Raw genomic sequence first — 15465 nt, 5'->3', positions numbered from 1 at the left:
TGCAACAAGGGAGGAAGTACATGTTGCGCAAACTGCTTATCGGAACGGCTCTCGCATCGGGTCTGGCCTTCGCCGCCCATGCCGAGGACGTCAAGGAAGTGCAGATGCTGCATTGGTGGACGTCGGGCGGCGAAGCGGCCGCCCTCAACGTCTTGAAGGGCGATCTGGCCAAGGAAGGCTATGCCTGGAAGGATGTGCCGGTGGCCGGAGGTGGCGGCGACGCCGCCATGACCGCGCTGAAGGCGATGGTCGCGGCCGGCAACTATCCGACCGCCTCGCAGATGCTCGGCTACACCGTGCTCGACTATGCGGCGGCCGGCGTCATGGGCGACCTGACCGAGACGGCGAAGAAGGAAGGCTGGGACAAGTCGGTTCCGGCCGCCCTGCAGAAGTTCTCGGTCTATGACGGCAAGTGGGTCGCGGCCCCGGTCAACGTCCACTCGGTCAACTGGCTGTGGATCAACAAGGCTGTCATGGACAAGATCGGCGGCACCGAGCCGAAGACCTTCGACGACTTCGTTGCCCTGCTCGACAAGGCCAAGGCTGCGGGCGTGATCCCGCTCGCTCTCGGCGGCCAGAACTGGCAGGAAGCCACCATGTTCGACTCGGTCGTGCTGTCGACCGGCGGACCCGAGTTCTACAAGAAGGCCTTCAACGACCTCGACGACGCTTCGCTCAAGTCGGACACGATGAAGAAGTCGTTCGACAACCTGGCCAAGCTCGTCACCTATGTCGACCCGAACTTCTCGGGTCGTGACTGGAACCTCGCCACCGCGATGGTTATCAAGGGCGACGCCCTGGTGCAGGTCATGGGCGACTGGGCCAAGGGCGAGTTCCATGCCGCCAAAAAGACCCCGGGCACGGACTTCCTGTGCTATCGCTTCCCGGGCACTGACGGCTCTGTGATCTACAACTCCGACATGTTCGGCATGTTCAACGTTCCGGACGACCGCAAGGCCGCCCAGGTCGCACTGGCCACCGCCACCTTGTCGAAGAGCTTCCAGTCCGCCTTCAACGTCGTCAAGGGTTCGGTTCCGGCCCGTACCGACGTTCCCGACACCGACTTCGACGCTTGCGGCAAGAAGGGCATCGCCGACCTCAAGGCAGCCAATGACGGCGGCACGTTGTTCGGCTCGCTGGCCCAGGGCTATGGCGCGCCTCCGGCGGTCGCCAATGCCTACAAGGACGTCGTCTCGAAGTTCGTCCATGGCCAGATCAAGACCTCGGACGAAGCCGTGACCGAGTTGGTCAAGGCGATCGACGACGCCAAGTAAGCGCCGGCCACGAAAACACCTTCCCCGCTTCGGCGGGGAAGGTTTCATCCCACGATTGGCCGGCTCGACACCATGCCGACCAAGGACCCGTCCGCACGGGCCGCCTTGCCGCCTGACGGCAGCGCACGGACGACCCGAAAACGGGAGGAGCTCATGAGCACGCTAGCAACAAGCCAGATCAAGCCGACGCCCGAGCATGCACGGCCCCGCGCCACTGTGCGTTCGCGCCTGCAGGACGCCTTGCCGAAGATCGTGCTGGCGCCGAGCTTCGCCATCACGATCGTCTTCGTCTACGGCTTCATCCTGTGGACGATCTATCTGTCCTTCACCAATTCCAAGACCTTCCCGTCCTATGTCATCACCGGTCCGCGCGCTTATCAGCGGCTGTGGGGCTGGACCTTCGACACCGACCCGCCGTCGAGCTGGTACACGTCGATCACCAACATGGGCATTTTCGGCTTTCTCTACATCCTGATCTGCCTGGCGCTCGGCCTGTTCCTGGCCATCCTGCTCGACCAGAAGATACGCGGCGAAGGCGTGCTGCGGCCGATCTACCTCTATCCCATGGCCTTGTCCTTCATCGTCACCGGCGTCGCCTGGAAATGGTTCCTCGATCCAGGACTCGGCCTCGAGCAGACCTTGCACCAATGGGGCTGGACGAGCTTCCATTTCGACTGGATCAAGAACAAGGATTTCGTCATCTACACCGTGGTCATCGCCGGTGTCTGGCAGGCCTCCGGCTTCATCATGGCGATGTTCCTGGCCGGCCTGCGCGGCATTGACGGCGAGATCATGAAGGCGGCGCAGATCGACGGCGCCACCACCTTCCAGCTCTACCGCCGCATTGTCATTCCGCTGCTCAGGCCAATCTTCCTGTCGGCCTTCATCGTGCTCGCCCACCTCGCCATCAAGTCCTACGATCTGGTGGTCGCGCTGACTTCTGGCGGCCCCGGCGGCTCGGCCTGGCTGCCGTCCAACTTCATGTATGAGTACACATTCAAGCGCAACGAGATGGCTGTCGGCTCGGCCAGTGCCGTGATCATGCTGATGACCATCGTCGCCATCATCGTGCCCTATCTCTATTCCGAACTCAGGGAGAAGCCGCGATGAGCGCTATCACCGCTCCCGCCCGCCAGGCTTCCGGCGGCGTCAACGTCAAACTCGTCAACCGCATTGTCATCTACGGGCTTCTGGCGCTGTTTGCGCTGTTCTACCTGATGCCGCTGTTCGTCATGCTGGTCACCTCGTTCAAGACCATGGACGAGATCCAGAACGGCAACATGCTGGCGCTGCCACAATCGCCGACGTTCGACCCGTGGCTGAAGGCCTGGGGCGAGACCTGCGTCGGTCTCACCTGCGCCGGCATCAAGGGCTATTTCTGGAATTCCATCAAGATGGTGGTTCCGGCCGTGCTGATCTCGACCATGCTCGGGGCACTCAATGGCTACGTGCTGACCAAATGGCGTTTTCGCGGCGCGACACTGGTGTTCGGACTGATGCTGTTCGCCTGCTTCATCCCGTTCCAGTCGGTGCTGCTGCCGATGGCGACGATCCTCGGCAGCCTCGGCCGCTTCGGCGTCTTGCTGCAGAACTCGGTCGGCACCAGCTTCGGCCTCGGCAACCCGACGGTCAATCTGGTCTTCGTCCATGTCGTCTACGGCATCGGCTTCACCACTTTGTTCTTCCGCAACTATTACGAGGCCTTCCCGACCGAATTGATCAAGGCCGCACAGGTCGACGGCGCCTCCTTTTTCCAGATCTTCCGCCGCATCATGCTGCCGAACTCGATGCCGATCTTCGTCGTCACCGTCATCTACCAGTTCACCAACATCTGGAACGACTTCCTGTTCGCTTCCGCCTACGCCGGCACCGGCGACGCGATGCCGATGACGGTGGCGCTCAACAACGTCGTCAACACCTCGACCGGCGTCGTCGAATACAACGTCAACATGGCGGCCGCGATGATCGCGGCTCTGCCCACCCTGATCGTCTACGTCGTCGCCGGCCGCTATTTCGTGCGCGGGCTGATGGCGGGCGCGGTCAAGGGCTGACCACATTCAGAAGGAACGACCATGGCTTTTCTGGAAATTGATGGGCTGAAGAAGCGCTTCGGGAATGTTGAGATCCTGAAGGGCATCAATGTCGAACTCGAAAAGGGTGGCTTCCTGGTGCTGGTCGGCCCGTCAGGCTGCGGCAAGTCCACTCTGCTCAACACCATCGCCGGCCTGGAGCAGATCACGGAGGGCGAGATCCGTGTCGACGGCCGCGCCATCAACGATCTGCACCCGTCCAAGCGCGACATCGCCATGGTGTTCCAGAGCTATGCGCTCTACCCGAACATGACGGTGGCCGGGAACATCTCCTTCGGCATGGAAATGCGCGGCGTGCCCGCCGACGAGCGCCAGAAGGCGATCGACAAGGTGGCCAAGGTCCTGCAGATCGGCCATCTCCTGCAGCGCAAGCCAAGCCAGCTTTCGGGCGGCCAGCGCCAGCGTGTCGCCATGGGTCGGGCGCTGGTGCGCGACCCCAAACTGTTCCTGTTCGACGAGCCGCTGTCCAACCTCGACGCCAAGCTGCGCGTCGACATGCGCATCGAGATCAAGCGCCTCCACGCCACGACAGGCACAACCATCGTCTACGTCACCCACGACCAGATCGAGGCGATGACGCTGGCGACCAAGATCGCCGTGATGCGCGATGGCGAGGTGCAGCAGTTCGGCACGCCGGCCGAGATCTACAACAACCCGACCAATCTCTTCGTCGCCGATTTCATGGGCTCGCCGGCGATGAACCTCATCCCGGCGACGATCGGCACCAACGGCAATGCGCTGTCCGTCGTGCTGCAGCGCGAGGCGCGTCAGCCGATCACTCTGCCGATGGCCAATGCGCCAGCCGGGCTGTCGGCGTTCAAGGGCAAGCCGGTCATCTTCGGCGTCCGGCCGGAGGCCCTGACCGATCCGGAGGGTGCGGAGCGCAACGCCTCGCATATCGCCACCGCCGACTGCCATATCGAGGTTGTCGAACCGGCGGGCTCGGACACATTCGCCGTCACCAACCTCGGCGGCAAGGGCGTGGTCGCGCGTCTGCGCGCCGACGCCAACATCCAGCCCGGCACCAACACGCCACTAGCCTTCAACCTGACCAAGGCGGTGTTCTTCGATCCGGCGACCGAGAACCGCATCCGCTAATGTATGTCGCCCAAAAGTGGATCCGGTTTTGGGGCAACGACATGCATCAAAACAAAAACCCAAAGCGCGTCGGGACGCGATTTAGGCCATGACGAATCCGGACATCGTCATCATCGGCTCCGGCATCGGCGGCGCCACGATCGCCTCCGGTCTGGCCGGCAGCGGCGCCTCGATCCTGATGCTGGAGCGCGGCGAGCCCTTGCCGGCAACGCCGCATGCGCGCGACACGCGCTCCATCTTCGTCGACGGCCACTACCGGCCGAAGGAGATGTGGCGCGAAGCCGGCGGAGCCGCCTTCAATCCTGGCAACTACTATTATGTCGGTGGCAATTCGAAGTTCTACGGGGCGGTGCTGATCCGCTACCGCAAGGAAGACTTCTCCGCCATGGAGCATTTCGGCGGCGTCTCGCCGGCATGGCCATTTTCCTATGACGAGTTCGAGCCTTGGTATTCGAAGGCAGAGCAGCTCTTTCGTGTGCGCGGCACGCTGGCGGAAGACCCGACCGAGCCGTTCCACTCGATCCCCTACGCCTACAAGCCGGTGCCCGACGAAGCACCGATCGCGCGCGCCCGCGCCGAACTCAAGGGGCTGGGCCTGCATCCGGCCTCGCTGCCGCTCGGCGTCGATATCGACACCTGGCTGAAAGAAGGCAGAACCGGCTGGGACGCTTTTCCAAACACCGGTCAGGGCAAGATGGACGCCCAGACGGCACCGCTCGCCGCGGCGTTGAAGGACAGCAACATCCGGCTCGAGACCGGCTGCTATGTCGAATATCTCGAAGCGGCGCCCGATGGTAAAAACATCGCCGCCATTCACTACCGGCAGAATGGCGAGGCGAAGAAAGTCACGCCAAAACTGGTCATCCTGTCCGCCGGCGCGGTCAACTCCGCCGTCATCCTGCTGCGTTCGCCGTCATCCAACAACGGCAAGGGCCTTGCCAACCGCTCCGACCAGGTCGGCCGCAATTTCATGAACCACAATTCCAGCGCCATGCTGGCCATCGACCCGCGCCGCAGAAATGATGCCGTCTACCAGAAGACGCTGATGCTGAACGACTACTACCTCTCGGATGGCAAGGGCGGCAAACCACTGGGCAATGTCCAGTTGCTTGGCAAGATCGACGGCAACATGCTGAAGGCCAATGTGAAGACGATGCCGAGATTCGCGCTCGATTACATGGCCGGCCATGCCGTCGATTGGTACCTGATGTGCGAGGACCTGCCGGATCCCGAAAGCCGCATCATGGTCGACGGCAAGGACATCGTCATGCAGTGGCGGCGCTCCAATATGCAGTCGCTCGACGGGCTGACCAGGGTGATGCGCGAAAACTTCCGCGCCTGCGGTTATCCCATCGTGCTGTCGCGCCCCTTCGACAAACGCACGCCCTCGCACCAGTGCGGCACGGTCAAGATGGGCAGCGATCCGGCGACTTCACCGCTCGACCCGTTCTGCCGGTCGTTCGACCACCAGAACCTGTTCGTCGTCGACGGCAGTTTTCTGCCGACATCGGCCGCGGTGAACCCGGCGCTGTCGATCGCCGCCCAGGCGCTGCGGGTGGCCGAGCATATCCGCAAGAGCGAGCTTGCCGCATGACCCGCCCTGCGGCCATCGTCACCGGCGGCGCGCGCGGCATTGGCCTTGCCTGTGCCCAGGCGCTGGCCGATGCCGGCTTCGACATCCTGGTCGCCGATCTGGCCGAACAGGCGCCGGACGATCTGGCTACCGACATCACGGCACGCGGCGCGAAATTCGCCTATGTTCGCTGTGATATCGCCGATCTTGCCAGTCACAGCGCACTCGTCGACGCCACGTTGCGTGCCTTCGGCCGCATCGACTGTCTCGTCAACAATGCAGGCGTCGGTGCCGTGGTGCGCGGCGACCTGCTGGAGCTGAAACCGGCGAATTTCGACCATACGCTCGGCATCAACCTGCGCGGCACCGTATTTCTCAGCCAGGTCGTCGCCAAAGCGATGTTGGCCAAACCCGGCGACGACACAAGATCGATCATCACCATTACCTCGGTCAGCGCTGACATGGCCTCGCCGGAACGCTCCGAATACTGCATCTCGAAGGCAGGGCTTTCCATGTGGGTGAAGAACCTGGCGCTACGGCTCGCCCCGGAAAACATCGGCGTGTTCGAGCTGCGGCCCGGGATCATCCGCACCGACATGACGGCAGGCGTCACCGCCAAATACGATGCCCTGATCGACAGCGGCCTGGTGCCGGCCAAACGCTGGGGCGAGGCATCTGACATCGGCTCGGTGGTGGCGACGCTTGCCACGGGCAAGCTTGGCTTTTCGACGGGCTCGATCATCAATGTCGATGGCGCGCTCTCCGTGCCGCGATTGTAAGTGGAAAAGACATGACCGATTACATCATCGTGGGCGCCGGCCCGGCCGGCTGCGTTCTGGCCAACCGGTTGAGCGAGGATCCGGCGAATTCGGTGCTGCTGCTCGAAGCCGGCGGCAAGGACTGGCATCCCTACATCCATATGCCGGCGGGCTTCGCCAAGATGACCAAGGGCATCGCGTCCTGGGGCTGGTCGACAGTGCCGCAGAAAAACATGAAGGACCGCGTCTTCTGGTACACGCAAGCCAAGGTGGTCGGCGGCGGCTCCTCCATCAACGCCCAGATCTACACGCGCGGCAACGCCCGCGACTACGACGCCTGGGAGAAGGAAGAGGGCCTCGCCGGCTGGGGCTATCGCGATGTGCTGCCCTACTTCAAACGCGCCGAGAACAACCAGCGCTACGCCAACGATTTCCATGGCGACCAGGGGCCGCTTGGTGTTTCGAATCCGATCTCGCCGCTGCCGATCTGCGAGGCCTATTTCCGCGCCGGCCAGGAGATGGGTATTCCCTTCAATCCGGATTTCAACGGCGCTGCCCAGGAAGGCGTCGGCTATTACCAGCTGACGCAGAAGGACGCCCGGCGCTCATCCGCTTCGGTCGCCTATCTCAAGCCGATCCGCGCGCGCAAGAACCTCACCGTCCGAACCGACGTGCTGGTGACCCGCATCGTCGTCGAGAAGGGCCGCGCCATTGGCGTCGAGATCGTCGACAAACCGGGGGGCGAGAAGAAAATCCTGCGCGCCGATCGTGAGGTGATCGTCTCGTCCGGCGCCATCGGCTCGCCGAAACTGTTGATGCAATCGGGCATCGGTCCGGCCGATCATCTGAAATCGGTCGGCGTCACGCCGATGCACGACCTGCCCGGCGTCGGCTCCAACATGCAGGACCATCTCGATCTGTTCGTGATCGCCGAGTGCACCGGCGACCATACTTACGACAACTACGCCAAGCTGCACCGCACGGCCTGGGCCGGCCTGCAGTACCTGCTGCTCAAGAAGGGGCCGGTGGCTTCCAGCCTGTTCGAAACCGGGGGCTTCTGGTACGCCGACCCGACCGCCGCCTCGCCCGACATCCAGTTCCATCTCGGCCTGGGCTCGGGCATCGAGGCCGGCGTCGAGAAGCTGAACAACCCCGGTGTCACCTTGAACTCGGCCTTCCTGCGGCCTCGCTCGCGCGGCACTGTGCGGCTGAAGAGCGCCGACCCGGCCGACCATCCGCTGATCGACCCGAACTACTGGTCCGATCCCTATGATCGGGCCATGTCGCTCAAGGGGCTCCGGCTGGCGCGCGAGATCATGCGGCAGAAGGCGCTTGCCCCCTACGTGCTGCGCGAAGTGCTGCCCGGCCCGTCGCTGGCCAGCGATGACGAGCTGGTCGACTATGCCTGCCGCACCTCGAAGACCGATCACCATCCTGTCGGCACCTGCCGCATGGGCCATGACGAGATGGCCGTGGTGACGCCGGACCTGCGGCTGCGCGGCATCGAAGGCCTGCGCGTCTGCGACGCCTCGGTGATGCCGCGCGTACCTTCCTCCAACACCAATGCACCGACCATCATGGTTGGCGAAAAGGGCGCCGATCTGATCCTCGGTCGCGACCCGCTGCCGCCGGCTGTGTTTTCCGGAAACCGGGCTGCTTGAAAGGAAAGAAAATGATCAGGCACTGTGTGTTCGTCAGGTTTCGCGATGATGTCCCCGACAGCGAGCGCGCGGCGATCCATGCCGACCTGGAAGCGCTGCGACAGGTGATCGACGGCATGGACACCGTCCACTTCAGCGCCAATGTCAGCCCGGAACCTTTCGCGCGCGGCTTCAATCATGGCTTCACCATCGACTTCCGCGATGCCGCCGCGCGCGACGCCTATCTCGTGCATGAAGCGCACCAGCGCGCCGGCGCAAGACTGGTCGCCGCACTCGAAGGCGGCACCGATGGATTGATGGTCTTCGATCTCGATCTTACGAAAAAGTGACCGGCGGCTCTTCGAAAGCCGGCTGATCGCTGTTCTCTTTTGCGAGCAGGGCGACATATCGTTCCTTTGGGGGACCAAAGGAGGATGCCTTGAATCTTACTGCCGAGCAGAAAAAAACCGTTCTGGCCTCATTTCTGGGCTGGACGCTCGACGCTTTTGATTTCTTCCTTCTGACATTCCTGCTCACCGATATTGCGAGTGAATTCCACACAGATGTCCCGGCGGTCTCAAAGGCACTGTTCCTGACCTTGGCGACGCGCTTCATCGGCGCGTTCTTCTTTGGCATGCTCGCCGATAAATATGGGCGTAAACCCATGCTCATGCTCAACATCGTCAGCTATTCGGTGATCGGCGCGCTCGCCGCCTTCTCACCCAATCTCGGCATTTTCCTGGCGCTGCGCGCTCTGTTCGGCATTGCCATGGGCGGCGAATGGGGGCTCGGCAGTTCGCTCGCCATGGAATCCATCCCGCCGAGTGCCCGCGGCATGGTGTCGGGCATCCTGCAATGCGGCTATCCGGCAGGCTACCTGCTGGCGGCGGTGGTCTATGGCCTGCTTTATCAGCAGACCATCGGCGGCTATACGATCGGCTGGCGCGCCATGTTCCTGCTCTCCTTCGTGCCGGCGCTGATCGTGCTCTTCATCCGCTCGCATGTGCCGGAATCGCCCGCCTTCGTCGAGGCGCGGAAATCGGTGAAGCCGGGGCTGCTGGAAACGCTGCAGAAACACTGGGGTGTCGCGCTCTATGCCGTCGTCCTGATGATGTTCTTCAACTTCTTCAGCCATGGCACGCAGGATCTCTACCCGACCTTCCTGAAGAAGCAGCACGGCTTCGACCCGCACACCGTGAGCTGGATCACCATCGTCGCCAATCTCGGCGCCATTGTCGGCGGCCTGGCGTTTGGCGCGCTGTCCGAGAAGATCGGCCGCGTCAACGCCATCACGCTCGCTTGCCTGATTGCCCTGCCGTCGATCCCGCTCTGGGCCTACAGCACCACCCCCTTCATGCTGGCCATCGGCGCCTTCGTCATGCAGGTCGCGGTCCAGGGCGCCTGGGGCGTCATCCCGGTTCATCTCAACGAACTGTCACCGGGTGCGGTCCGCGCGACCTTGCCCGGCTTCATCTATCAGGCCGGCAATCTCGCCGCCTCCTACGGCGGCCCGTACCAGGCGGGAATCGCCGAGGCGGCTGGCGGCAGCTACGGCTACGCGCTGGCGCTTTTCGCCGGAGTGGTCGCCGTCTGCATCATCGTCGTCATCCGCTTCAGCCCGGAACGACGCGGCCAGGTGATGACGGTCCTGGGTTGACGAGGACTAGCCCAGTCTGAGGGCGATGACGCCGGCGACAATGCTGAGCGCGGCCGCGCCGCGCCAGCCCGTCATCTTCTCGCCGAGCGCGTAGACCGAGATCATCATGGCGAACAGGATCGAGGTCTCGCGCAGCGACGCCACCGAGGCGATGGGCGCCTTGGTCATCGCCCACATCACGATCCAGTAGGCCGCACCGCTGAGCACGCCGGTGAACAGCCCGGTCTTCCAGTCGCGCGCCAGAACGGGAAGCGCCTTGGGGCCACGAAAAATCAGGCACAGCACCAGCGCGCCAAAAGCATCGCAGATGAACAGCCAGGCGGCGTAGCTCTGGGCCGTTGCCGCCAGCCGCGCGCCGCTGCCGTCGGACAACGTGTAGCTGGCGATGAAGACCGAGGTGCCGAAGGCAAAACCGACCGCGCGCAGATTGAGCTTCTCCAGATGCGCGCCGCCGCGGAACGACATCACCAGCGTGCCGGCCGACAATAGCAGTATGCCGACAATGGCGAGTGGCGCGGGCACTTCGGCGACGACGAACATGCCGCCAATCGCGGCCAGCAAAGGTGCCGTGCCGCGCGCCAGCGGATAGGTCTGGGCGAAATCGCCGGCCTGGTAGGCGCCGATCAGGAAGGTGCGGTAGCCCATGTGGAAGATGACCGAGGCGATGATGTAGGGCCACACCTCAGCCTTCGGCACTTCGACGAAGGGCAGCACCGCGAGTGCGGCGGCGCCCATGCCGAGCGTCATCAGCGTGATCGACAGGAAGCGGTCGAGATGAACCTTGACCAGCGCGTTCCAGATCGCGTGCATGGCGGCGGCGGCGAGCACCGCGAAGAAGACGAAAAGCGTCATTTCAGGCTTATCGACCTCCCAAGCCGAAGGGCGTCTCGAGATCGATATCGATCCGGACCGGGAAGTGGTCGGAGGCCACCTCGCCTATGTCGGATCCCACCGAGCGCACCCGTCCGGCGAACACCCCGCCGACGAAACAATGGTCGAGCCGGCGCTTTGCCAATCTGCCGTCGATGATCTTCTCATGCGTGTGGAAATCCGCCGCCGGTTCGCTGGCAACGGAAGCCGCATCGACGAAGCCGTCGAGATAGGCGGCACCGCGATGATAGGGCGTGCTGCCGACGATGCGGCGGTATTCGGCGCTGCCCGGCTCCATATTGAAATCGCCCATCCAGATCGCCGCCAACGGATTTTCCGGCTCGGCCTCGCCGCTGGTCCAGTTGCGCGAAGGTTCGTCATCAGCGCCGCTCCACGGCCCGCCGTCAGACGGTGCGCGGCGATGCTCGGCCAGCAGATAGTCGATCTGTTCAAGCCGCTCTTCCGCGGCGATATGGGCGAGATGCAGGGAAAACACCCGCACCGGGCCGGCGGGCGTGCGGATCATGCATTCGAGTGCCGCGTTGCGGGTGTTGAGCGGCCGCAGCGTCCGGCGCATCGGCAGCGCATGCAGCCGAGACCAGACGATCGGCAGCCTTGACAGCACCATGGTGCCGAACTGCCGGCGCCGGTTGATCAGGCGGCCACCGCGCCGCTCGCTGGCATCCATGTCGAAGGCCGGCCCGTAAACCCAGTGATAACCGGGCAGCAGGCGCGACAGCAGTTCCGGCTGGTCGTCGAAATTGCTGCGCTGCCAGTGGCGTTCGACCTCCTGAAGCGCAATGATGTCGGCGCCGTCGACGACCCGCGCCGCGCGCGAAAGATCGTAGCGCCCGTCGCCGCCGAACCCGTACTGGATGTTGTAGCTGACCAGCTTCATTGCTTATCCGGCTCACTTTCGGTGATGGCAGTAGCGGTTCGGTGGATTGGTTGCAATGTGCAGGAGAATGGAAGCGGCTTGTGCCAGAAGCCTCCCCCTGCCCCTGCTGTGCGATCATGCACCGATTCCGGATCGCTTCGGTATTCTCCGCGCGCCGGAAAACGCCGCGAGGCGTCTCCTGCGTACGCAAGCGTGTCAGGTCCGGCGGTGGACCATCCTAATCCGTCGTCAGCGGCTGGAACCGGCCCGCCGGCGACGCCGCCAGTTCCGCCCAGTCGATCTCTTCCTCCAGCCGATGATAGGCCTCGTCGCCGATCGTGCCGTTGCGGCGCAACTCCTCCAGCGTGTCGCGCTGGCGATTGATGGCATAGAGGCGCAACCGGTCATATTCGGTTGCCGCCTGTGCGTCCTCCGGGTTTTCCGCGATAACGCGTTGGGCCTCGTACTGCTCTCGCACGACAGCCGCCGCAGCCGAATTCTTGCGGCTCAACACGTCGAGTGCTGCCTGCATGATGGCCACGCGTGCCTGGGCCACCTCGCGGTCTATCGTGGTATCCCGTTCGAAGTTGAGTATCCGCAGCAGGGGTTTCAGGCTCATGCCCTGCAGCACCAGCGTGCCCAGAACCACAGCGAAGGCGGCAAGCACGATCGGATCGCGGCCGGGAAAACCGGCCGGCAGGGCAATGGCCACCACCAGCGTCACAAGCCCGCGCATGCCGCACCAGCCGACAAGCACCGCGCCGCGAAACGTCGGCACGTCCGGCCTCCCGTCTTCGCCGCCAAAGCGGGCGAACCATCGGATGATGGCAACGTAACTCGCCACCCAGACCAGGCGTGCCACAATCACGACAACCAGCACCGTCGCGGCAAAGAGAAAGGCTTCGCCCTGCCCTTCGCCGGAGAGCCGGCCGACGATCGAACGCGCCTGCAGGCCCATCAGCACGAAAGCCAGCACGTTAAGCACGAACACCGCCGACTCCCAGACCGAATAGGTGCTGACGCGGCGTCTCGCCGATATGCGGCGCGGCGCCCGGCGCGCGATGGTGATCGCGTAGACGACGATGGTGATGATGGCGGAAAGACCGAGCCTGTCGGCCAGGATCCACACGCCGAATGTTCCGGCAAACTGCACCACGGTGCTGCTCGCCGCATCCTCGATGCGGGTGAGCGTCAGCAGCGAGAAGCGACCAAGCACATATCCCCCCACCAGGCTGCCAATGGTCGACAGCAAGATCGTCGGAATGGCGTTGCTCAGCATGATCGAGCCGAGCGCCGCCGAAACGGCCAGCCGGTAGATCAGGAGGGCCGTGGCATCGTTGAGCAGGCTCTCGCCCTGCAGGATGGCGGTGATGCGGTGCGGCACCTTGAATTGCCCCAGCACGGCGGATGCCGCCACCGCGTCCGGCGGCGCGACGATGGCGCCGAGCGCGATCGCCGCCGCTATTGGCAGGCCGGCCATCTTCCAGCCGACGAAGGCAACGACGACAGTGGTGAAGACAACGGCGCCAAGCGCCAGCAGCACCAGCGACAGCCTGTAGCGCTTCAGGTCGCGCAGCGAGGTGTCATAGGCGGCATCGAGAAGCACCGGCGCGATGAATAGCGCAAGCGCCAGTTCCGGATCGATCTCGATCATTGGCGCACCAGGCACGAAGGCAATCGCAACCCCGGCCAAGGCCAGCAGCGACGGATAGGGAATCTCCAGCCGCCGCGACAGCGCCGTCAGCGCGACCGCCGTCAAAAGCAGGACAAGCGTCAGTTCGAAAAGAGCCATGAGCGGTGCTTCCGTGAGACGGGATTGCCGGCGCGGATATGCCTGCAGGATGCGGTGGATTGGCCATCAAACTCAAGCCCTCTGGCAGTAGGCTTCAAACCACCTCCCGATTAAAAGACCGGTATGATCCTCATCGGCCAATATGGCTCGCCTTTCGTGCGCCGCGTCGGCATCGCGCTGATCCTGTATGGCATCTCCTTCGAGCACCGTCCGTGGTCGGCCTTCGGCGATGCCGAGAAGATCCGTCCCTACAATCCGCTGACGCGGGTGCCGACCCTGGTGCTGGACAATGGCGAGGTGCTGATCGAAAGCCATGTGATACTCGACTATCTCGACAGCCTTGTTCCTGCCGATCGCAGGATGTTTCCGGTGAGCGAGCCGATGCGTCATCAGGCGCTGAAAGTGTCAGCTCTGGCTACCGGGCTCGGCGACAAGGCGGTCAGCCTGTTCTACGAGAAGCGGCTGCACGAGAAGATTTCCCATGTCTGGGTCGGGCGCTGCCGCATGCAGATCGAGGCGGTGCTCGCCGAGTTGGAGGCCGAACGGGCCGAACGCCCGACAGCGTATTGGTTCGGCGACCATATCGGTCATGCCGATATCGTGGTCGCCGCGGTGCTGCGTTTTATCGGCGAGGCGCATCCAGGCTTGGTGTCGCTGGCCGATTTCCCGGCCCTCGGCGCGCACGCCAAGCAAATGGAAGCCTTGGCGGTCTTTCAGGAGATATCGCAGCCGTTCATTGCGCCGGCTTGAGGTCGGCGCTCAGCGAAATTTCAATGAAGGACCAGCATATCCCCCGACGAGAACGAAATCTCGGCCTTTTCGCCAACGGCGGGCGGCGGTGTGGCCGGACTGTTGAACGTATCGAGCGACACCGTGTTGCCGCCAATGCCGACACGAACCCGGATTACCGAGCCGAGGAAGTGCACTTCGGAAATCTCGCCGGACAGACTGGAATCGCGGCCGGGCTGGCGGCCGAGCGAAATCGCTTCCGGCCGCAGCGCCAGCGACAGCGTGTCGCCGGACTTCGAGCCGTTGAGCTTGCCCTTGAGCGAGACTTCCTGCGTGTTGACCTGAACCGTGCCGGCCGCGGCGTCGGTGACCTTGCCTTCGAGCACGTTGAGCGTGCCGACGAAATTTGCCACGAACTTGGTTGCCGGCCGGTTGTAGATCTCGAACGGCGTGCCGACCTGCTCGGCCTTGCCGCCATACATGACGGCGATGCGGTCGGAGATCGACAGCGCTTCTTCCTGGTCATGGGTGACGAAGATGGTGGTTATGCCGAGCTTCTTCTGGATGGAGCGTATTTCCTCGCGCAGCGACACGCGCACCTTGGCATCCAGCGCCGACAGCGGCTCGTCGAGCAAAAGCAGCTTCGGTTTCGGCGCGATCGCGCGCGCCAGCGCGATGCGCTGCTGCTGGCCGCCTGAGAGCTGGTAGGGATAGCGGTCAGCCATCTGCGGCAGCTTGATCATGTCGAGCATCTCGGCGACGCGCTTGTCGGCATCGGCCTTCGACATGCCGGCGACCTTCAGCCCGAAAGCGATGTTCTGTGCCACGGTCAGGTTCGGGAACAGCGCGTAGGCCTGGAACACCATGCCGACGTTACGCTGGTTGGGCTTCAGCCGCGTAATGTCCTTGCCGGCAACGACGATCTTGCCGGCCGACGGCTCCTCGAAGCCGGCGACCATGCGCAGCACCGTCGTCTTGCCGCAACCGGACGGTCCGAGGAACGAAACGAATTCGCCCGGCTCGACGTCAAGGCTGAAATCCTGGACCACGGTGTTGGAACCGTAGGACTTTCGCACATGCTGGATGGACAGGAATGGCTCGGCCATG

14 protein-coding genes are annotated in these 15465 nt (G+C 63.6%); 10 read left to right on the top strand and 4 right to left on the bottom strand.

The window, feature by feature from the left end; all coding sequences use genetic code 11:
* The first annotated feature begins 20 nt into the window (after window positions 1-20).
* The 9 genes from EB231_RS10105 to EB231_RS10065 all read left to right on the top strand — a co-directional run bounded on the left by EB231_RS10105 (window position 21) and on the right by EB231_RS10065 (window position 10090).
* Window positions 21-1274 (top strand): ABC transporter substrate-binding protein, encoded by a 1254-nt coding sequence (locus EB231_RS10105; protein WP_095084589.1) that lies wholly within the window; start codon window positions 21-23, stop codon window positions 1272-1274.
* A gap of 153 nt (window positions 1275-1427) precedes the next feature.
* The gene (locus tag EB231_RS10100; protein ID WP_172348678.1) at window positions 1428-2384 is read left to right on the top strand and encodes a carbohydrate ABC transporter permease; all 957 of its coding nucleotides are present in this window, start codon (window positions 1428-1430) and stop codon (window positions 2382-2384) included.
* Window positions 2381-3325, top strand: a complete 945-nt coding sequence (locus tag EB231_RS10095) for a carbohydrate ABC transporter permease (RefSeq protein ID WP_172348677.1) — start codon at window positions 2381-2383, stop codon at window positions 3323-3325. Before EB231_RS10100 ends, EB231_RS10095 begins: the two co-directional genes overlap by 4 nt.
* A gap of 21 nt (window positions 3326-3346) precedes the next feature.
* On the top strand, window positions 3347-4462 hold the full coding sequence (locus EB231_RS10090; RefSeq protein WP_172348676.1) for an ABC transporter ATP-binding protein: 1116 nt from the start codon (window positions 3347-3349) through the stop codon (window positions 4460-4462).
* 88 nt (window positions 4463-4550) lie between these two features.
* Window positions 4551-6056 (top strand): FAD-dependent oxidoreductase, encoded by a 1506-nt coding sequence (locus tag EB231_RS10085; RefSeq protein WP_172348675.1) that lies wholly within the window; start codon window positions 4551-4553, stop codon window positions 6054-6056.
* Window positions 6053-6814 (top strand): 3-ketoacyl-ACP reductase, encoded by a 762-nt coding sequence (locus EB231_RS10080; protein ID WP_172348674.1) that lies wholly within the window; start codon window positions 6053-6055, stop codon window positions 6812-6814. The genes EB231_RS10085 and EB231_RS10080 overlap by 4 nt, the downstream gene beginning before the upstream one ends.
* 11 nt (window positions 6815-6825) lie before the next feature.
* Window positions 6826-8454, top strand: coding sequence for a GMC family oxidoreductase (locus tag EB231_RS10075; protein WP_172348673.1), 1629 nt, complete (start codon window positions 6826-6828; stop codon window positions 8452-8454).
* An 11-nt stretch (window positions 8455-8465) separates the two neighbouring features.
* The gene (locus EB231_RS10070) at window positions 8466-8783 is read left to right on the top strand and encodes a Dabb family protein (protein ID WP_172348672.1); all 318 of its coding nucleotides are present in this window, start codon (window positions 8466-8468) and stop codon (window positions 8781-8783) included.
* Window positions 8784-8872: 89 nt separating this feature from the next.
* Window positions 8873-10090: an MFS transporter gene (locus EB231_RS10065; protein ID WP_172348671.1), complete on the top strand. Its 1218-nt coding sequence runs from the start codon at window positions 8873-8875 to the stop codon at window positions 10088-10090.
* A gap of 6 nt (window positions 10091-10096) precedes the next feature.
* On the opposite strand, the gene EB231_RS10060 is transcribed toward EB231_RS10065, so the two are convergent.
* From EB231_RS10060 to EB231_RS10050, 3 genes are all read right to left on the bottom strand, one after another.
* Window positions 10097-10942 (bottom strand): EamA family transporter, encoded by an 846-nt coding sequence (locus EB231_RS10060; protein ID WP_172348670.1) that lies wholly within the window; start codon window positions 10940-10942, stop codon window positions 10097-10099.
* A 7-nt stretch (window positions 10943-10949) separates the two neighbouring features.
* Window positions 10950-11858 (bottom strand): endonuclease/exonuclease/phosphatase family protein, encoded by a 909-nt coding sequence (locus EB231_RS10055; RefSeq protein ID WP_172348669.1) that lies wholly within the window; start codon window positions 11856-11858, stop codon window positions 10950-10952.
* Between the two features lie 217 nt (window positions 11859-12075).
* Window positions 12076-13629: a cation:proton antiporter gene (locus EB231_RS10050; protein WP_172348668.1), complete on the bottom strand. Its 1554-nt coding sequence runs from the start codon at window positions 13627-13629 to the stop codon at window positions 12076-12078.
* A 123-nt stretch (window positions 13630-13752) separates the two neighbouring features.
* Here EB231_RS10050 and EB231_RS10045 point away from each other — a divergent pair, with 123 nt between their 5' ends.
* Window positions 13753-14379, top strand: a complete 627-nt coding sequence (locus tag EB231_RS10045; protein ID WP_172348667.1) for a glutathione S-transferase family protein — start codon at window positions 13753-13755, stop codon at window positions 14377-14379.
* 20 nt (window positions 14380-14399) lie between these two features.
* Here the strand turns inward: EB231_RS10045 and EB231_RS10040 are convergent, their stop codons facing one another.
* Window positions 14400-15464 (bottom strand): ABC transporter ATP-binding protein, encoded by a 1065-nt coding sequence (locus tag EB231_RS10040; RefSeq protein WP_056577610.1) that lies wholly within the window; start codon window positions 15462-15464, stop codon window positions 14400-14402.
* Window position 15465: the final 1 nt, after the last annotated feature.

It is taken from the genome of Mesorhizobium sp. NZP2298, from assembly GCF_013170825.1.
GTDB lineage: Bacteria > Pseudomonadota > Alphaproteobacteria > Rhizobiales > Rhizobiaceae > Mesorhizobium.
The sequence above is the reverse complement of the archived record's forward strand: the minus strand, read 5'-3'. Positions and strand labels throughout refer to the sequence as shown.